Below are 19740 nucleotides of genomic sequence, written 5' to 3' on the forward strand. Positions count from 1 at the left end.
GTTCCAGATGTTGAAGCAGCGGCTTGGCGCGCTCCCGGGCCTGACGCTGCTCAGGCGCCAGCTGGGCAACCGCCCTGACAGTGAGCATGGCCAGGCGATCGTACGCATCGTCCTGATCGTGCTGATCCTGGGATACGTGCTGATGCCGGGGGTGCGCAACGACCTGCCGCACCACCAGTACCAGGTGGTGCTGGGCATCGTGCTGACCGGGCTGACGCTGTCGGTGCTGCTGTTCTCGTGGCTGCTGGCGCGCCCCGGTCGTTCGGACCCGCGCCGGGTGGCCGGTATGCTGGCCGATTACGGGCTCATTGCTGCCGGCATGGTGCAGATGGGCGAGCCGCTGTCGTGGGTCTACATCGTGGTGATGTGGGTCACGGTGGGCAACGGCATGCGCTACGGCAACAAGTACCTGTACGCCGCCGTGGGCATGGCGCTGGTCAGTTTCGGGGTGACCGTGCTCGCCACCGGCTACTGGCAGGCCAACGCGCGGCTGGGCTTCGGCCTGTGGCTGGGCCTGGCAGCGGTGCCGCTGTACTTCGCCAGCCTGCTGCGCCAGTTGACCCATGCGATGGACGAGGCGCGCCGCGCCAGCGAGGCCAAGAGCCGTTTCCTGGCCAACATGAGCCACGAGTTCCGCACGCCGCTCAATGGCCTGTCGGGCATGACCGAGGTGCTGGCGACCACTACGCTGGATGAAGAGCAGCGTGAGTGCGTCAATACCATCCAGGCATCCTCGCGCAGCCTGCTGGCGCTGGTGGAAGAGGTGCTGGACATCTCGGCCATCGAAGCGGGCAAGCTGCGGGTGGTGGCCGAGGACTTCTCGCTGGACGACGTGGTGCAGTCGATCGGCCTGATCCTGATGCCGCAGGCGCGTTTGAAGCATCTGGATTACCAGGTCAAGGTCGCCGCAGGCGTGCCGCGCCTGCTGCGCGGCGACCTCGGTCACCTGCGCCAGATCCTGCTCAACCTGGCCGGCAACGCGGTGAAGTTCACCGAGCACGGCAGGATCGAGATCCGGGTGTCGCAGGTGGGCGAGGAGGGCCACGGCCAGGTCCGGTTGCGCTTCGACATCCTCGACACCGGCATTGGCGTGGGCCCGGAAATGCGTTCGCGCCTGTTCCAGGCCTTCGAGCAGGCCGATGTCAGCCTGGGCCGCCGCCACGAAGGCAGCGGGCTGGGTACCTCGATCTCGCGTGGGCTGGTCGAAGCCATGGGGGGACAGATCGGCTATGCCGAGAACCCGCCGCAGGGCAGCTGCTTCTGGTTCGAACTGCCGTTCGCATTGCCACCGGTGGTAGCCGGCGAGTTCACCCCGGCCGTGCTCGGCAATGGCCTGCAGAGCGCGCAGGACAATGTAATCGCTTTCGCCGACCCGTTCCTGCGCCACCGCGCTCGCGTGCGCAGCATGAAGGTGCTGGTGGCCGACGACCACCAGGCCAACCGGCTGGTGCTGCAGCGGCTGCTGCAGAAGGCCGGGCACAAGGTGGTGTGCGTCAACGGCGGCGAAGCGGTGCTCGATGCGATGGCCGAAAGCGATTACGACGTAGCCATCGTCGACCTGCACATGCCGGGCATGAGCGGGCTGGACATGCTCAAGGAGCTGCGCGTGCTGCAGGCCGGTGGCGCCCCGCGCACGCCGGTGCTGGTGCTCAGCGCCGACGTCACCCCCGAGTCGATCCAGCAGTGCACCCAGGCCGGCGCGCACACCTTCTTCGGCAAGCCGGTGGTGCCGGTGAAGCTGCTGGACACCCTGGCCGAGATCGCCGCCAACGATGGCCTGAAAGCCCGCACCGCCGTGGTGCCGTCCACGCCGGTGGCCGTGGGCGTGCTCGATACCGGCGTGCTCGATGAACTGGCCGCGCTGGGCATGGGCGAGGGCTTCGAGCAGGAGTTCATCCGCCAGTGCCTGGCCGACGCCACGCAGTGCGTGGGCGTGGCGATGGAAGCGGGCGAACGTGGCGACTGGGTACACCTGCGCGAGCAGGCGCACGCGATCAAGGGCGTGGCCAGCAACCTGGGCCTGGTGCGGGTGGCTTACCGTGCCGGCGAGGTGATGCACATGGCCGACTGGCAGCTCAAGAGCGAATGGCGCGAGCGGATGAAGCTGATCCGTACGGCGGTGAAGGAAGGCAAACAGGCGCTGGAAGCGCGCAGGCGTCCGGGTGCCTCGTCCACGGACGACGGTGGCATCGACATGCGTTGAAAAAAAGCCCGGCTCCAACCGGGCTTTTTTACTGGAACCCCCTGCTTGCGATGGCGCAGTTACGCGGCATCGGACTGGGCACGGCGGGTCTGCGCCTTGATCAACCGATCCATGGTGCGCAGCGACTTGTCTTCCAGGGCCAGTGCCGAATCCACCCAGATCTTGGTGATTTCCAGCAGTTCGTCATAGCCCACCGCCTGGGCCAGGTTGCGTGCAGCGTTCATCGCCAGGTAGGTGCGCGGGGTGCGCTGCTGCTGGCGGATCAGGTCTTCGGCCGCCTTGATGCCCTGTCCCTTGGGCACCAGCACGTCGACCACGCCCATGGCGTACATCTCTTCGGACGAGTAAACGCGGCCTTCGAGGATGATCTTCTCGGCCAGCTGCGGGGCCACGCGGCGGCACAGGAACGAGTACGCACCCATGCCCGGGAACAGCCCGAACAGGACTTCGGGCAGGCCCATGCCGCAGCCTTCCTCGGCGATGATGGTGTGGCAGGCCAGCGCCATTTCCAGGCCGCCGCCCAGTGCATCGCCCTGGATCACGGCGATGGAACGCACGTCACCGCCGAAGCCGGTGTGCAGGTGGTGCACACCTTCAACGCAACGCTGGGCATAGGCCAGCAGGCGGTCGCGATTGCCTTCTCGGATGAGCTGCGCGAACAGGGCCAGGTCGCCGCCCAGGTTGTAGGCGGTGGCGTCGGAGGCGAGCACGAAGTGGCGCAGTTTGCCGCTGTTGCGCTCAGCCGGAGACAGGGTGATCTGGCTCATCACGCTCCACATCTCGTCCAGCATGTCCTTGCGGCAGCAGGGACGGATGCCGGTGGCGGCATCGGCGTGCATGAAGAGCCAGTGGGCGGCGTTGTCGGGGGTCGATTCGGTGCGGATGGTCGCATAGCCGTGGGAATACGGGAGCTTTTCGATGGATTGCATGGGGATTACCTCGGCGGGTTGGCCTGCAGGGAGGACGGTGGGCGGCAGGCCGGACGGGTCCACACGCCGCGATCCTACACCGCCAACCCGGGCCGGAATGCAAACGCGATTGATAATGTCCAAGGGGACCGGAATACCGGCCAGAATCTCGTTCAGCCTTATGCCGCAAGGGTATCCGGCGATTCACATCGCGCTGCACCCGTGGGGTCCAAGTTAATCGGCGGACATAGGAATTGGACGAATCTCAGAAAAAGAAAACGCCCGCAGGGCGATGCCGTGCGGGCGTTCGATTTCTCGCTGGTAGCTTCTGCTTACGCGGCAGGGGTGTCGCGCAGTTCGCGGCGCAGGATCTTGCCGACGTTGGTCTTCGGCAGTTCCTTGCGGAACTCGACAATGCGCGGGTGCTTGTAGCCGGTCAGGTTGGCGCGGGCGTGTTCCTTGACCATTTCGGCGGTCAGGTTCGGATCCTTCTTGACGATGACCACCTTGACGATCTCGCCGGACTTTTCATCCGGCACGCCGACTGCAGCTACTTCGAGCACGCCGGGCATCATCGCGATGACGTCTTCGACTTCGTTCGGGTACACGTTGAAGCCGGACACCAGGATCATGTCCTTCTTGCGGTCCACGATGTAGAAGAAACCGTGCTCGTCCATGCGCGCCATGTCGCCGGTGTGCAGCCAGCCGTCGGCGTCGATCGCCTTGGCGGTTTCTTCCGGGCGCTGCCAGTAACCCTTCATTACCTGCGGGCCACGGATGCACAGCTCGCCGACGTCGCCCGGGGCGAGGGTGACGCCGTTGTCGTCCTTCACGCAGGCGTCGGTGGACGGGATCGGCAGGCCTATCGCGCCGTTGTACTCGGCCAGGTTCAGCGGGTTGATGCAGGCCGCGGGCGAGGTCTCGGTCAGGCCGTAGGCCTCGACCAGGGTCACGCCGGTGACCTTCTTCCAGCGCTCGGCCACGGCACGCTGCACCGCCATGCCGCCACCCAGGGTGACCTTCAGCGAGGAGAAATCCACCTCGTCGAAGCCGGGGGTGTTGAGCAGGCCGTTGAACAGCGTGTTGACGCCGGTGATGGCGGTGAAGCGGGTGGCCTTGAGCTCCTTGACGAAGCCCTTCATGTCGCGCGGGTTGGTGATCAGGTGGTTGCAGCCACCGAACTTCATGAAGACCAGGCCGTTCGCCGTCAGCGCGAAGATGTGGTACAGCGGCAGGGCGGTGATGATCCACTCCTTGCCCATTTCGATGCCCGACGCGGAGATCCACGCCGAGGCCTGCTGCATGTTGGCCACCAGGTTGCGGTTGGTCAGCATGGCGCCCTTGGCGACGCCGGTGGTGCCGCCGGTGTACTGCAGGAAGGCCACGTCGTCGTGGTCCAGCTCCACCTTCGGCAGGGTGTGGCCGCTGCCCAGCTTCAGCGCCTGGTTGAAGCGGATCGCGCCGCGCAGGCTGTAGTTGGGCACCATCTTCTTGATGTACTTCAGCACGAAGTTCACCACCACGCCCTTCAGGCCGAGCATGTCGCCCAGGCCGGTGGTGATGACCTGCTTGATCGGCGTATCGGCGATGACCTGCTGCACGGTGTCGCCGAAGTTGTCCACCACCACCAGGACGGCGGCGCCGGAATCGACCAGCTGGTGCTTGAGCTCGCGGGCGGTGTACAGCGGGTTGACGTTGACCACGGTCAGGCCGGCGCGCAGCACGCCGAAGGTGGCCACCGGGTACTGCAGGCAGTTGGGCATCATCAGGGCTACGCGGTCGCCCTTCTTGAGCTTCAGCTCGCCCAGCAGGTAGGCGGCGAACTGCTCGACCAGGGCGTCGGTTTCACCGTAGGTGAGGACCTTGCCGAAGCTGGAGTAGGCGGGACGGTCGCGGAACTTGGCCACCGACGCATCGAACACGGCCGACACCGAATGGAACTCGTTGACGTCGATTTCGGCGGGTACGCCGTTGGGATAGCTCTGCAGCCAGGGACGTTCCAGACTCATTATTCCCCCTCCAGGAAACGTTGATGGTGTGATGCTGACGGAGAGTATCCGTCGATTCGGTCCCCGGCAGCATACCGGGCCGAATGGAAAACGCGAAGGATTCGTGAAAATCGGGCGTGGCGGCCGCCGGAAGCCCCGCGTGGCGCGGGGTTCCGGGGAGGGCCGGCCAAGGGCCGGCGCCTCGGGGAGCCGGCTGGGGTCAGGCGGCTGCGAGCTGGCGCAACACGTACTGCAGCAGGCCGCCGTGCTTGAAGTACTCCACTTCCTTCGGGGTCAGCAGCATCACGTGGGCCTGGAAGGTCTTGGCGGTGCCATCGGCCTTGGCGGCGGTCACGGTGGCGGTCTTGCTGGCCCCATCGGCCAGGCCGGTGATGTCGACCGTTTCCGAGCCGTCCAGGCCCAGGCTCTGGGCGTTCTCGCCGGCCTGGAACTGCAGTGGCAGCACGCCCATGCCGACCAGGTTGGAGCGGTGGATGCGCTCGAAGCTTTCTGCGATCACGGCCTTCACGCCCAGCAGGTTGGTGCCCTTGGCCGCCCAGTCGCGCGAGGAGCCGGTGCCGTACTCCTTGCCGGCGAACACCACCAGCGGCACGCCCTCGGCCTTGTACTTCATGGCCGCGTCATAGATGGCCAGCTTCTGCGGCTCGCCGCCCGCCTTGGGGAAGTACAGGGTGTTGCCGCCTTCCTCCCCGCCGAACATCAGGTTCTTGATGCGGATGTTGGCGAAGGTACCGCGCACCATCACATCGTCGTTGCCGCGGCGGCTGCCGTAGCTGTTGAAGTCGGCCGGCTGCACGCCGCGCTCCTGCAGGAAGCGGCCTGCCGGCGAATCCTTCTTGATGTTGCCGGCCGGGGAGATGTGGTCAGTGGTGATCGAATCGCCGAACAGGCCCATCACCCGCGCCCCGTGCACGTCCTCGATGTGGCCGACCTGCATGGTCATTCCATCGAAGTAGGGCGGGTTCTTGATGTAGGTGGAGCTGCCATCCCACTCATACAGGTCGCCATCGGGCGACTGGATGGTGTTCCAGCGGCTGTCGCCCTTGAACACGTCGGCGTAGTTCTGCTTGAACATCTCCGGGCCGATGGTGGCCGCGATGACATCACCGATTTCCTTGTTGCTCGGCCAGATGTCGCGCAGGTACACCGGCTGGCCATCGCTGCCGGTGCCCAGCGGTTCGGTGGTGAGGTCGATGTCGGTGGTGCCGGCAATGGCGTAGGCCACCACCAGCGGCGGGCTGGCCAGGTAGTTCATCTTCACTTCGGGATGCACGCGGCCCTCGAAGTTGCGGTTGCCCGACAGCACCGAGGTGACCACCAGGTCGCCGCTGGCGATGGCGGCACTGACTTCGGTGGGCAGCGGGCCGGAATTGCCGATGCAGGTGGTGCAGCCGTAGCCGACCACGTAGAAACCCACCTTTTCCAGCTCGGTAAGCACGCCGGCTTTCTCAAGGTAGTCGGTGACCACGCGCGAGCCTGGGCCGAGCGAGGTCTTCACCCACGGCTTGCGGTCCAGTCCCCTGGCGGCCGCGTTGCGGGCCAGCAGGCCGGCGCCGATCATCACCGCCGGGTTGGAGGTGTTGGTGCAGGAGGTGATGGCGGCGATGACCACCGCGCCGTCCTTGAGCCGGTAGCGGGTACCGTCATGCTCGACATCGGCATAGCCCTTGGCCAGCTGCTCGTTGCCCACCGCCGCGCCGCCGCCTTCGTTGACGAACGTGGAGATCTCTTCGTTGCGCTTGTCGCGGTTGGTGGTCAGCCCGCCCAGGTTGTCGCGGTAGTTCTGCTTGACGTCTTCCAGCAGCACGCGGTCCTGCGGGCGCTTGGGGCCGGCCAGCGAGGGCTTGACCTCGCCCATGTCCAGTTCCAGCGTGGCGCTGTAGCTGGCGTGGGCGGTGTTGGCGTCGTGCCACAGGCCCTGGGCCTTGGCGTAGGCTTCCACCAGCGCGATCTGTTCCTCGCTGCGGCCGGACAGGCGCAGGTAGTTCAGCGATTCGTTGTCGATCGGGAAGATGCCGCAGGTGGCGCCATATTCCGGCGCCATGTTGCCGATGGTGGCGCGGTCTGCCAGCGGCAGGTGCTGCAGGCCTTCGCCGAAGAACTCGACGAACTTGCCCACCACGCCGTGCTTGCGCAGCATCTGGGTGACGGTGAGCACCAGGTCGGTGGCGGTGGCGCCTTCGGGCAGGCGCCCGGTGAGCTTGAAGCCGACGACCTGCGGGATCAGCATGGAGGAGGGCTGGCCCAGCATGGCCGCCTCGGCCTCGATGCCGCCCACGCCCCAGCCCAGCACGCCGATGCCATTGATCATGGTGGTGTGGCTGTCGGTGCCGAAGACGGTGTCCGGATAAGCCACCTGCTTGCCGCCCTTGTCGGCGGTCATCACGACGCGGGCGAGGTTTTCCAGGTTCACCTGGTGGACGATGCCGGTGTTGGGCGGCACCACCTTGAAGTTGTCGAACGCCTTCTGGCCCCAGCGCAGGAAGCCGTAGCGCTCCTGGTTGCGCTGGAATTCGATCTTGCCGTTGAGATCCAGCGCATCGGGGGTGCCGAACACGTCGACCTGCACCGAGTGGTCGATGACCAGTTCGGAGGGGATCTGCGGGTTGATCTGCTCCGGGCGGCCGCCCAGCTTGACCACCGCATCGCGCATCGCGGCCAGGTCGACCACGCAGGGCACGCCGGTGAAGTCCTGCAGGACCACGCGGGCGGGCATGAAGGCGATTTCGATGTCCGGCTCGGCCTTGGGATCCCAGCGCGCCACCGCTTCGATGTGGTCCTTGCCGACGGTGACCCCGCCGTCCTCATGCCGGAGCAGGTTCTCCAGCAGGATCTTCATCGAATAGGGCAGGTGGGAAATGTCGAACTGCTGTCCGAGCTTGGGCAGGCTGAAGTAGTCGTAGGTGGTGCCGCCGACGTCCAGCTGGCTGCGGGTGGAGAACGAATCGCTCATGCGGGGTGACTCCTCTTGCGGATGGCTTGCAGTGGCCCGTGGGGGCCTGCTTGCGGTTGCCGGTGTTCCGATGGCCCGGCCGTCGGACTGAGTATGAACGATTCAGTCGGGCATGGTCGGTGGCAGGCGTCTCAGGCTACATAGAAATATGTATCGCCGATGTCATCAATAAGGCGGATCCTTTGCGCGGCAAGGGACCTGGCTGGCTGAACCGCGACGCAGTGGAAGTATGCCCGGAGAAGTATGTATAATTTGTGCATACTTTGGAGGTCCTACCGATGGAAGCCACCGTTGCAGAACGCGGACAGATCACCTTGCCCAAGGCGGTCCGCGATGCGCTCGGCCTGACCAAGGGCACCCAGTTGAAGGTGGAGCTCGATGGCAGTCGTATCATCCTGCGCAAGAGCGTGGATGACGCCATTTCCCGTGCCCGCGGCAAGTTCGCGCTGGACGGCTTCGAGTCGGCCGAGTCGGCCGTGCGTGCGGTGCGCGACGAAGCATGAGCCGCGCATGATCGCCGTCGATTCCCCGGTCCTGATCGAACTGCTCAGCAACGGCCCCCAGGCCGATGCGGTGGAAGCCTGCCTGCGCCAGAGCCTGGTCGGCGGGCGCGTGGTGATCTGCGGGGTGGTGCTGGCCGAGATCTGCGCCGCGCTGCGCGGTGGTGCCGAAGTGCAGGAAGCGCTGGAAGAAATGGGCATCCACTTCAGCCCGCTGGAAGCCAAGTCGGCACTGCGCGCCGGCGAGATGCACCGCCGCCACCGCCAGCGCGGTACCGGCAGGCGTGGCATCGACGATTTCATGGTCGGCGCACACGCACTGCTGCAGTGCGACGGCCTGATCACCTGGAACGACAAATTTTACCGCGACTACTTCAAGGGCCTGAAGCTGATCGTGCCGCAAGCCTGAGCCCGTAACTCAACCGCCGTATTCAACCGAAGTCTTTTCAAAGAATTTCCCGGGAGTTGTCATGTTGGAAGCCTACCGCCACCACGTAGCCGAGCGCGCCGCGCTTGGCATCCCGCCGCTGCCGCTGAGCGCCCAGCAGACGGCCGACGTCATCGAGCTGCTGAAGAACCCGCCGGCAGGCGAGGCCGAGTTCCTGCTCGACCTGCTCACCCACCGCGTGCCGGCCGGCGTCGATGACGCCGCCAAGGTCAAGGCCTCGTACCTGGCCGCCATCGCCTTCGGCAGCGAAACCAACGCGCTGATTTCGCGCGAGCGCGCCACCGAACTGCTGGGCACCATGCTGGGCGGCTACAACGTCGCGCCGCTGGTGCAGCTGCTGGACGACGCCGTGGTCGGCGCGATCGCCGCCACCGCGCTGAAGAACACCCTGCTGGTGTTCGATGCCTTCCACGACGTGCAGGAAAAGGCCAAGGCCGGCAACGCGAACGCCCAGGGCGTGCTGCAGAGCTGGGCCGATGCCGAGTGGTTCACCAGCCGCCCGGAAGTGCCGCAGAGCCTGACCATCACCGTGCTCAAGGTGACCGGCGAAACCAACACCGACGACCTGTCGCCGGCCCCCGACGCGACCACCCGCCCGGACATCCCGCTGCACGCCCTGGCGATGCTGAAGAACAAGCGCGATGGCATCGAGCCGGAAGAAGACGGCAAGCGCGGCCCGGTCAAGTTCATTGAATCGCTGAAGGACAAGGGCCACCTGGTGGCCTACGTGGGCGACGTGGTGGGTACCGGTTCGAGCCGCAAGTCGGCCACCAACTCGGTGCTGTGGTTCACCGGTGAGGACATTCCGTTCATTCCGAACAAGCGTTTCGGCGGCGTGTGCCTGGGTTCGAAGATCGCCCCGATCTTCTACAACACCATGGAAGATGCCGGCGCGCTGCCGATCGAGCTGGACGTGTCGCAGATGAACATGGGCGACGTGGTCGAGCTGCGTCCCTACGACGGCAAGGCGCTGAAGGACGGCCAGGTCATCGCCGAGTTCCAGGTGAAGTCCGACGTGCTGTTCGACGAAGTGCGCGCCGGTGGCCGCATTCCGCTGATCATCGGCCGTGGCCTGACCGCCAAGGCGCGCGAAGCGCTGGGCCTGGCCCCGACCGACCTGTTCCGCCTGCCGATGGACCCTCCGGATACCGGCAAGGGCTTCTCGCTGGCGCAGAAGATGGTCGGCCGCGCCTGTGGCCTGCCGGAAGGCCAGGGCATGCGCCCGGGCACCTACTGCGAACCGAAGATGACCTCGGTGGGCTCGCAGGACACCACCGGCCCGATGACCCGTGACGAGCTGAAGGACCTGGCCTGCCTGGGCTTCTCGGCCGACCTGGTGATGCAGTCGTTCTGCCACACCGCCGCGTACCCGAAGCCGGTGGACGTCAAGACCCACCACACGCTGCCGGAGTTCATCTCCACCCGTGGCGGCATCTCGCTGCGCCCGGGCGATGGCGTGATCCACAGCTGGCTCAACCGCATGCTGCTGCCGGACACCGTGGGCACCGGCGGCGATTCGCACACCCGTTTCCCGGTGGGCATTTCGTTCCCGGCCGGCTCCGGCCTGGTCGCCTTCGCTGCTGCCACCGGCGTGATGCCGCTGGACATGCCCGAATCGGTGCTGGTGCGCTTCAAGGGCAAGATGCAGCCGGGCGTGACCCTGCGTGACCTGGTCAACGCGATTCCGCTGTACGCGATCAAGTCGGGCCTGCTGACCGTCGCCAAGGCGGGCAAGAAGAACATCTTCTCCGGCCGCATCCTGGAAATCGAAGGGCTGCCGGACCTGAAGGTCGAGCAGGCGTTCGAACTGTCCGACGCCTCGGCCGAGCGTTCGGCTGCCGGCTGCTCGGTGCACCTGAGCAAGGAGCCGATCATCGAGTACCTCACCAGCAACATCACGCTGCTGAAGTGGATGATCGCCGAGGGTTACCAGGACGCCCGTTCGCTGGCGCGTCGCATCGAGAAGATGGAAGCGTGGCTGGCCAACCCGGAGCTGCTGGAGCCGGATGCCGACGCCGAATACGCCGCCGTCATCGAGATCGACCTGGCCGACATCCACGAGCCGATCGTGGCCTGCCCGAACGATCCGGACGACGTCAAGACGCTGTCGGACGTGGCCGGTGCGGCCATCGATGAAGTGTTCATCGGTTCGTGCATGACCAACATCGGTCACTTCCGTGCGGCCGCCAAGCTGCTGGAAGGCAAGCGCGATATCCCGACCAAGCTGTGGGTGGCCCCGCCGACCAAGATGGATGCCTCGGAGCTGACCAAGGAAGGCCATTACGGCACCTTCGGCACTGCTGGCGCGCGCATGGAAATGCCGGGCTGCTCGCTGTGCATGGGCAACCAGGCACAGGTGCGCGAGGGCGCGACGGTGTTCTCGACCTCGACCCGCAACTTCCCGAACCGCCTGGGCCGCAACTCCAACGTGTACCTGGGTTCGGCCGAACTGGCCGCGATCTGCTCGCGCCTGGGTCGCATCCCGACCAAGGAAGAGTACATGGCCGACATCGGCGTGCTGGATGCCAGCAGCAAGGACATCTACCGCTACATGAACTTCGACCAGATCGAGGACTACCAGGACGTGGCCAAGACGGTTGCCGCCTGAGCCTGATCGGCTGATGTGTTGAACGAAAACCCCCGGTGAGAACCGGGGGTTTTTGTTTGCCGGGACGAATCGCCGCCAGCCCAGGCTGATGCTTGGTTGCCCGTTGGTGATGTATCCGTGTCTTATCGCATTCGCCAGCAATTCGTAGCGCCGACCGTTGGTCGGCGACCGCGCGAAGCGCGGCGCAAGCATCCGAAGCCACGGCAATGCGGCGCGGATGACATCACCGGTGCTGATATATGTCCGAAGCCGTCGGGTCGGTGTTCATGGCGCCGGAACGGAGAGCCGTTTTCGTTCTTAGGTCATGCGTTACCGGGCGTTGAGCCGTTATTGGCGGTCGTTTGGGAACCGACCCTACCGCCGGGGCAGTCTTCAGGGTGTCGGATAGCGGAACGGCCACGCGTTGTCGGCGTCGTTGCTGCGTTCGGCGCAGACGGCGCGGAAGGTTTCCACGAACGCCTGCTGCAGGCGGGTGGGGTGCCAGTCGGCGCGCGTGGTGAGGCCGATGCGGCGGCGCAGGTCGTCGCCGGCGCTGCCGATTTCGCTGAGCAGGCCGGCGCGGCGTTCGATCACGAACTGGTCGCGTGACATCAGGGTGAGCCAGTCGTCTTCCAGCAGCAGGCCGCGGGTGATCAGCACCGAGCCGCATTCGATGCGCAGCCGCGGCGGTTCGTGGCCATGCTGGCGGAACATGCGTTCCCAGCGGGCGCGCACCGGCGCGCCGGTGGCGGCGATCACCCACGGGAACGCCAGCAGCCGGTCGAAGTCGAGCGGGTCGCTGCCGGCCAGCGGGTGCCCGCTGCGCGCGACGATTACCGGGTCATCGTCGAACAGGCCCTCCTGCGCGACATCGCGTACGGGCAGGGTGTCGCGCATCGCGCCAATCAACAGGTCCAGGCTGCCGGCGCGTAGATCGCCCAGCAGTTCCGCATAAGGCCCTTCGATCACATTGACCGATGCACCCGGGTGGGCGCGGGCAAAGCGCGCCAGCACTTGCGGCAGCAGGATCGCGCGGGCCAGCGGCATCACCCCGAGCGTTACCTTGCCGCCCTGTTCGGAGCGCAGCAGGGCCACTTCGTCCAGGCCCGCTGCCAGTTCGGACAGCGCCAGCCGCACCAGCCGCAGCATGCGGGTAGCGGCCGGAGTGGTCTGCACGGTCTTGCCGTGGCGTTCGGTCAGCGGGGTTTCGATGGCGGTACCCAGCTCATGCACGGCGCGGTAGATCGCTGGCTGTGAGATGCCGGCACGCGCTGCGGCCAGGGTGAAGCTGCCGGCGTCATCCACCGCCACGAGTGCGCGCAATTGGCCGAGCGTGACGCGTCGCTCAACGGCAGGCAACGCAGGCAGGCGCTGTGCACGCCGAGCCACCCGCACGCCATCGGCGATGTACCCCAGTGCGCGCTCGATGCGGGGCACCAGCAGCTCTGCCGCTTCGGTGGGCGCCATCCCACCCGGCTGGCGGTCGAACAGGGTTGCATCCAGCTGGGTTTCCAGACGGGCAATGGCCTGGGTCAACGCCGGCTGGGAGAGATTCACGTGCGGCGCAGCGGCGCTGATGCCGCCGTGGTGGTGCACGGCGACCAGTGCATGCAGATGCTTCAGGTTCAGCTCAAAGGGCCGGTTCATGGATCAACTATAACCAAACCCAATGGCTGTTGCGGAAATCGATCTTGAGGGGGTGGGCGCTGGCGGACAAGACTTCATCATCGTCATAGAAGGATGGATGGATGTCCCGCGTCGTCACCCGTGTCGAACGCGCCGCTGCCGGCGCACTCCAGGTCCTGGCCCAGGCAGGCGTGGCCACCGCGCATGAGGCGCAGGGCCGCAGTGGCCTGCTGCACCCGCGGCTGCGCCCGATCTTCAGCGGCGCCCGCATTGCTGGCAGCGCCATCACCGTGTCGGTGCCCCCCGGCGACAACTGGATGATGCATGTGGCCATCGAGCAGCTGCGCGATGGCGATGTGCTGGTGGTGGCGCCGACCAGCGACTGCACCGATGGCTACTTCGGCGACCTGCTGGCCACCTCGGCGCAGGTGCGTGGCTGCCGTGGGCTGGTGATTGATGCCGGCGTACGCGATGTGCGCGACCTGACCGCAATGGGCTTCCCGGTCTGGAGCCGGGCGATCCACGCGCAGGGTACGGTCAAGGAGACGCTGGGATCGGTCAACGTGCCGGTGGTGTGCGGCGGCGCGCTGGTCCACCCCGGCGACGTGGTGATCGCCGACGATGACGGCGTGTGTATCGTGCCGCGTGCCGATGCGGCACGTGTCGCCGCCGAATCGCAGGCGCGCGAGGCGCGCGAGGCGGAGAAGCGCGAACGCCTGGCCAAGGGCGAGCTGGGTCTGGACATCTACGCGATGCGCGAACGCCTGGCGGCCAAGGGCCTGCGCTATGAGTAACGGCGTGCCGGCGATGTGGATGCGCGGTGGCACCTCCAAGGGCGGCTACTTCCTGGCCACCGACCTGCCGGCCGATGCGGCCGCGCGCGACGCGTTCCTGCTGCGCGCGTACGGCTCGCCGGACCCACGCCAGATCGATGGCATGGGCGGCGCCGATCCGCTGACCTCCAAGGTCGCGGTGGTGTCGCCCTCGCGCCACCCCGGCGCGGACGTGGACTACCTGTTCCTGCAGGTGTTCGTCGACCAGGCCGTGGTGAGCGATGCACAGAACTGCGGCAACCTGCTCGCCGGGGTCGGGCCGTTTGCCCTTGAACGCGGGCTGGTGCAGCCTGCTGGCGAGAACACCGACGTGCGCATCTTCATGGTGAACACCGGCAAGGTAGCCATCGCCAAGGTACAGACCCCCGGCGGCCAGGTGCGCTACGACGGCACGGCGCGGATTGACGGTGTGCCGGGCACGGCGGCGCCAATTCCGCTGACCTTCGCCGACATCGCCGGTTCCAGCTGCGGCGCGTTGCTGCCGACCGGCAACGCGGTGGATGTGATCGACGGGGTGGAGCTCACCCTGATCGACAACGGCATGCCGTGCGTGGTGCTGCGCGCCAGCGATGTGGGCGTGAGCGGGTACGAAGACCGCGCCACGCTGGATGCCGACGACACGTTGAAGGCGCGGCTGGAGGCGATCCGCCTGCAGGCCGGGCCGTTGATGAACCTGGGCGATGTCAGCGCGCAGTCGGTGCCCAAGATGATGTTGGTGGCTGCCCCGCGCGACGGTGGCGCGATCTGCGTGCGTTCGTTCATACCTCACCGCTGCCACGCCTCCATCGGGGTGCTGGGCGCGGTCACCGTGGCCGCGGCCTGCCTGCTGCCCGGCTCACCGGCCCACGCGCTCGCGGTGGTGCCCGAAGGCAGCCGCCTGCAGCTGGACATCGAACACCCCAGCGGCAGCACCGGCTGCGTGCTGGAGCGTGACGCGCACGGGCAGGTGGCCGCGGCGGCCATCCTGCGCACCGCCCGAAAGCTGTTCGACGGCGTGCTGTTCGACTGAATACGCGCGACGTCCCTATTCTTATGACCTGGGAGGGTTGTTATGACTGTTGTTGAGAAGCGGCAGGGCCGCTTCGGCGTCTTTGGCCAGTTGTGGTTCCAGGTGCTGGCCGGCACCATCATCGGCGTCGTGCTGGGTTGGCTGCAGCCGGACTGGGGTTCGGCGATGAAGCCGTTCGGGGATGCCTTCATCAAGCTGATCCGCATGATGATCGGCCCGATCATCTTCGTGACGGTGGTGCACGGCATCGCCGGCATGCGCGACATGCGCAGCGTGGGTCGGCTCGCGCTGAAGTCGCTGATCTATTTCGAGGTGATCACCATCCTGGCGCTGATCGTCGGGCTGGTCGCGGTGGATCTCTGGAAGCCCGGCGCCGGCATGAACATCGACCCGGCCACCATCGACATGGCCAGCATCCAGGGGTATGTGCATACCGCGCACGACCAGTCGATCGTGTCCTACATCATGGCCATCATCCCGAACACGCTGGTCAGTGCGTTCACCGAGGCGCATGTACTGCAGGTGCTGTTCGTGGCGGTGCTGTTCGGCGTGGCGCTGGCCTCGGTCGGTGAGCGCGGCGCGCCGGTGATGAAGGTCATCGAAGGCACGTCTTCGGTGCTGTTCAAGATCATCGGCTATGTCATGTACTTCGCGCCGATCGGTGCGTTCGGTGCCATCGCCTTCACCGTGGGTCAGTTCGGCGCGAGTTCGCTGTTGTCGCTGGGTGAGCTGATCATCGAGTTCTTCGTGGTCTGCGCGGCGTTCACGGTGTTCGTGCTCGGCGCGGTGTGCTGGTGGACCGGCGCGAGCCTGTGGCGCCTGCTGGCCTACCTGCGCGATGAAATCGTGATCGTGGCGGCCACCACCTCCACCGAAACGGTGCTGCCGCGCCTGATCGAGAAGATGAAGAAGCTGGGCTGCGAAGAGGGCGTGGTGGGTTTCGTGATTCCGGCCGGCTACTCGTTCAACCTCGATGGCACCTGCCTGTACCTGACCACGGTGGCGCTGTTCCTGGCCCAGGCGACCAACACCGAGCTGACCGTGTGGCACCAGCTGGGGCTGATCGCGGTACTCCTGCTGACGTCCAAGGGCGCCGCCGGCGTGGCCGGTGCGGCGTTCGTGGTGCTGGCGGCGACGCTGGGCACCACCGGGACGATTCCGGTGGCCAGCATCGCGCTGATCCTGGGCATCCACCGCATCCTGGCCGAAGGCCTGACCTTCGTGAACCTGGTCGGCAATGCGATCGCGGTGCTGGTGATCGCAAAGTGGGAAGGCAAGCTGGACGAGAAGGTGATGGCCGAACAGATCGGCACCCGCCGCGCCCGCCTGCGCCACCTCGGCGTGCGCGAAGCCTGACCGACGTGCCGCGGGCTGCCCGCGGCGCCCACCGAATGCATTGAACCCGCTGCCGACGGCAGCGGGGAGGGAGATTTCATGTCCATCCTCCGTCACACCCCGCTGGCGCTGCTGCTGAGCGCTGCGCTGGCCGCACCGGCCGCCGCCGAGGGCACCTTGCCCAAAGGCGTCGACCTGACCCTGGATTTCGTTGGCAACGTTGCCTCCAACCCCGTGGGCGGGGTGGAGCAGGGCACCGAAGGCTCGTACTGGATCATGGCCCAGTCGAAGTTCGATCTGGACGAACTGTTCGGCATGCACAACACCGATGTGGACGCGCAGTGGGCCTGGTTCGCCGGGCGCAATCTCGCGCGCGAGAAGATCGGCAACTCGATCAGCGCGCAGCAGACCTGGCGCCCGGTGGCCGGGGGGCGCCTGACCCGGCTGACCGTGCGCCACCGCTTCGACAACGGGTTGAGCATCACCGCCGGCCGCGCGCCGGTGAACAGCTACTTCAACAACTCCGCGCTCAACTGCGTGTTCATGAGCAACGCCATGTGCCTCACCCCGTATGGCGCGATCACCGACCTGGGCATCACCGCGTTCCCGAACTCGTCCTGGGCCGGCATCCTGCGCTACGACGTGAATGATCGCTGGTATGTGCAGGGCGGCGCGTTCGATTACAACAATGAGCTGAACAAGGCCGGCAAGAACGGCCTGGACTTCTCGGTGGGCGAAGGCACCGGCACCATCACGGCCTATGAGGCCGGCTACCAGACCAGCTTCGCCAACGACCGGCTGCCGCGCACCTACCGAGTGGGCATGTACCGCAACACCGATGGCGGCAAGAGCTCCTATTTCGACGCCAACGGCAACTCCGCCGCGCTGACCGGCAAGCCCACGGCGATGCAGGAGGGCGCACGCGCGGGCTGGTACGCGATGGCCGATCAGACCGTATGGCGCGGGGAGGGCAGGCGCAACCTGGCGCTGTTCGCCCGCGCCTACGTCAACACCGGCAATGAAGCGCCGGTGGACGAGTTCGCCGCAGTCGGCTTCGTCAAGACCGGCACCTTCGCCGGCCGCGACCAGGACACGCTGGCGATGTTCGTGTCCAACACCCACTTCAGCGATGAGCAGATCGCGTTCCTGCGCGACCGCCGTGCGCGCAACGGCGGCAGCGGCGCGCCGAATGCCGACGAGATCATCGCCGAGCTCAGCTATGGCTGGGCGGTGCACAAGGGCATCCGGCTGATGCCCAACCTGCAGTACGTGATCAACCCGGACCCGATCTACGCGCCGACCCGCACCACCGACATTCCGGACGCGCTGATCGTCGGGCTGCGCGTGGATGTCCACTTCGCCCAGCTGTTCGGCTGGTGATTCCTCCCCCACGAGGCCTCTGATGATCATCGATTGCCACGGTCACTACACGACCGCTCCCGCCAGCCACGATGCGTTCCGCAAGGCGCAGGTGGCCCACTTCAACGACCCCACGCTGCCGGCGCCGGTGTACCCGGTGATCAGCGACGACGAACTGCGCGAGAGCGTGGAAGGCAACCAGCTGCGCCTGCTGCGCGAGCGCGGCGCGGACATGACGATCTTCTCGCCGCGTGCCAGCACCATGGCCCACCACATCGGCGACGAGGCGGTGAGCGCGGAATGGACCCGGCGCTGCAACGACCTGATCGCGCGGGTGGTGGCGCTGTACCCGGAGACCTTCATCGGCGTGTGCCAGCTGCCGCAGTCGCCCGGCGTGCCCATCGCCAACTCGATCGCCGAGCTGGAGCGCTGCGTCAACGAGCTGGGCTTTGTCGGCTGCAACCTCAATCCGGACCCTTCCGGGGGCCACTGGAACGGGCTGCCACTGACCGACCGGGCCTGGTATCCGTTCTTCGAGAAGATGGTGGAGCTGGACGTACCGGCCATGGTGCATGTGTCGGGCAGCTGCAATGCCAATTTCCACGCCACCGGCGCGCACTACCTCAATGCCGACACCACCGCGTTCATGCAGTTCCTGCAGGGCGACCTGTTCCGTGACTTCCCGGAACTACGCTTCATCATCCCGCACGGCGGCGGCGCGGTGCCCTACCACTGGGGTCGCTTCCGCGGCCTGGCCGACATGCTGGGCAAGCCGCCGCTGAACGAGCATGTGATGAGGAATGTGTTCTTCGACACCTGCGTTTACCATCAGCCCGGTATAGACCTGCTGTTCAAGGTGATCGACATCGACAACATCCTGTTCGGCTCGGAAATGGTCGGCGCGGTGCGCGGCATCGATCCAGAAACCGGGCAGTACTTCGACGACACCCTGCGCTATGTGGAAGCGCTGGGGCTGTCGGCAGCGGATCGCAGCAAGGTGCTGTCGGGCAACGCGCGTCGGGTGTACCCGCGGCTGGACGCGCAGCTGAAGGCGAGGGGGCTGTAATGGCGGATTTCGTGAAGGATCCCGATTGGCTGGATTTCTGTCCGGACCCGAGCCGGCCGGTGTTCGTGCCGCCGCCGGGCGCGGTGGATGCGCATTGCCATGTGTTCGGCCCGGGGGACCAGTTCCCGTATGCGCCCGAGCGCAAGTACACGCCCTGCGATGCGGGAAAGGCGCAGCTGTTCGCGCTGCGCGATCACCTTGGGTTCGAGCGCAACGTGATCGTGCAGGCGACCTGCCACGGTGCCGACAACCGGGCACTGGTGGATGCGCTGCGCAGTGCCGACGGCCGCGCGCGCGGCGTGGCCACGGTGCGCGATACGGTCACCGATGAGGAACTGCGCGAGCTGCATGAGGCGGGTGTGCGCGGGGTGCGCTTCAATTTCGTGAAGCGGCTGGTGGATCCGAAGCCGGATGCGTACTACCACGCCATCATTGAACGGATCGCGCCGCTGGGATGGCATGTTGTCGTGTACTTCGAGGCGGCCGACCTGGCCGAGCGCTGGAATTTCTTCACCTCGCTGCCGACCACGGTGGTGGTGGACCACATGGGCCGGCCGGACGTGACCCAGCCGGTGGACGGGCCGGAGTTCCAGCGTTTCGTGCGGTTGATGCGCGAGCACCCGAATGTATGGAGCAAGGTGAGCTGCCCGGAGCGGCTGTCGCGGTCCGGGCCGCCCACGTATGACGATGTGGTGCCGTTTGCACGGCACCTGGTGGAGCAGTTCCCGGACCGGGTGCTGTGGGGCACGGACTGGCCGCACCCGAACCTGAAATCGCACATGCCCGATGACGGCAAGCTGGTGGATTTCATTCCACGGATTGCGGTCACCGCCGACCAGCAGCAGAAGCTGCTGGTGGACAACCCGATGCGGTTGTATTGGGCGTGACGGTTGAGAGCGTCACG

Annotated in this window: 14 protein-coding genes; 10 read left to right on the plus strand and 4 right to left on the minus strand. The window is 66.4% G+C overall.

Features of this window, described 5'->3' with window-relative positions:
• Positions 1-7: 7 nt before the first annotated feature.
• Entirely contained in the window at positions 8-2203 is a 2196-nt protein-coding gene (locus BAY15_RS09240; RefSeq protein ID WP_068854640.1) for an ATP-binding protein, read from the plus strand.
• Between the two features lie 59 nt (positions 2204-2262).
• Here the strand turns inward: BAY15_RS09240 and BAY15_RS09245 are convergent, their stop codons facing one another.
• The 3 genes from BAY15_RS09245 to acnA form a co-directional block, all read right to left on the minus strand.
• On the minus strand, positions 2263-3132 hold the full coding sequence (locus BAY15_RS09245) for a crotonase/enoyl-CoA hydratase family protein (RefSeq protein WP_068851549.1): 870 nt from the start codon (positions 3130-3132) through the stop codon (positions 2263-2265).
• Between the two features lie 311 nt (positions 3133-3443).
• On the minus strand, positions 3444-5120 hold the full coding sequence (locus BAY15_RS09250; RefSeq protein WP_068851553.1) for a long-chain fatty acid--CoA ligase: 1677 nt from the start codon (positions 5118-5120) through the stop codon (positions 3444-3446).
• A 199-nt stretch (positions 5121-5319) separates the two neighbouring features.
• Positions 5320-8073 carry an aconitate hydratase AcnA gene (gene acnA, locus BAY15_RS09255; protein WP_068851556.1) on the minus strand — a complete coding sequence of 918 codons (2754 nt, stop codon included), beginning with the start codon at positions 8071-8073 and terminating at the stop codon, positions 5320-5322.
• 278 nt (positions 8074-8351) lie between these two features.
• Here acnA and BAY15_RS09260 point away from each other — a divergent pair, with 278 nt between their 5' ends.
• From BAY15_RS09260 to acnB, 3 genes are all read left to right on the plus strand, one after another.
• Positions 8352-8576 (plus strand): AbrB/MazE/SpoVT family DNA-binding domain-containing protein, encoded by a 225-nt coding sequence (locus BAY15_RS09260; protein ID WP_068851559.1) that lies wholly within the window; start codon positions 8352-8354, stop codon positions 8574-8576.
• A 7-nt stretch (positions 8577-8583) separates the two neighbouring features.
• Positions 8584-8982, plus strand: a complete 399-nt coding sequence (locus BAY15_RS09265) for a type II toxin-antitoxin system VapC family toxin (RefSeq protein WP_068851562.1) — start codon at positions 8584-8586, stop codon at positions 8980-8982.
• Between the two features lie 61 nt (positions 8983-9043).
• The gene (gene acnB / locus BAY15_RS09270) at positions 9044-11629 is read left to right on the plus strand and encodes a bifunctional aconitate hydratase 2/2-methylisocitrate dehydratase (RefSeq protein ID WP_068851565.1); all 2586 of its coding nucleotides are present in this window, start codon (positions 9044-9046) and stop codon (positions 11627-11629) included.
• Between the two features lie 372 nt (positions 11630-12001).
• Here acnB and BAY15_RS09275 read toward each other — a convergent pair whose 3' ends face one another.
• Positions 12002-13255 (minus strand): LysR family transcriptional regulator, encoded by a 1254-nt coding sequence (locus BAY15_RS09275; RefSeq protein ID WP_068851568.1) that lies wholly within the window; start codon positions 13253-13255, stop codon positions 12002-12004.
• Positions 13256-13356: 101 nt separating this feature from the next.
• Between BAY15_RS09275 and BAY15_RS09280 the strand changes: the two genes are divergently transcribed.
• The 6 genes from BAY15_RS09280 to BAY15_RS09305 all read left to right on the plus strand — a co-directional run bounded on the left by BAY15_RS09280 (position 13357) and on the right by BAY15_RS09305 (position 19723).
• Entirely contained in the window at positions 13357-14028 is a 672-nt protein-coding gene (locus tag BAY15_RS09280) for a 4-carboxy-4-hydroxy-2-oxoadipate aldolase/oxaloacetate decarboxylase (protein WP_068851571.1), read from the plus strand.
• Positions 14021-15076, plus strand: coding sequence for a 4-oxalomesaconate tautomerase (locus tag BAY15_RS09285; RefSeq protein WP_068851574.1), 1056 nt, complete (start codon positions 14021-14023; stop codon positions 15074-15076). The genes BAY15_RS09280 and BAY15_RS09285 overlap by 8 nt, the downstream gene beginning before the upstream one ends.
• A 42-nt stretch (positions 15077-15118) precedes the next feature.
• A complete protein-coding gene (gene dctA / locus BAY15_RS09290) occupies positions 15119-16432 on the plus strand; it encodes a C4-dicarboxylate transporter DctA (RefSeq protein WP_068851577.1) in 1314 nt (437 codons plus the stop codon).
• 78 nt (positions 16433-16510) lie between these two features.
• A complete protein-coding gene (locus tag BAY15_RS09295) occupies positions 16511-17791 on the plus strand; it encodes a carbohydrate porin (RefSeq protein ID WP_068851580.1) in 1281 nt (426 codons plus the stop codon).
• Between the two features lie 22 nt (positions 17792-17813).
• A complete protein-coding gene (locus tag BAY15_RS09300; protein WP_068851583.1) occupies positions 17814-18836 on the plus strand; it encodes an amidohydrolase family protein in 1023 nt (340 codons plus the stop codon).
• An 11-nt stretch (positions 18837-18847) separates the two neighbouring features.
• Positions 18848-19723, plus strand: a complete 876-nt coding sequence (locus tag BAY15_RS09305; protein WP_237334338.1) for an amidohydrolase family protein — start codon at positions 18848-18850, stop codon at positions 19721-19723.
• Positions 19724-19740: the final 17 nt, after the last annotated feature.

The sequence above is a fragment of the Stenotrophomonas rhizophila genome (assembly GCF_001704155.1).
GTDB lineage: Bacteria > Pseudomonadota > Gammaproteobacteria > Xanthomonadales > Xanthomonadaceae > Stenotrophomonas > Stenotrophomonas rhizophila_A.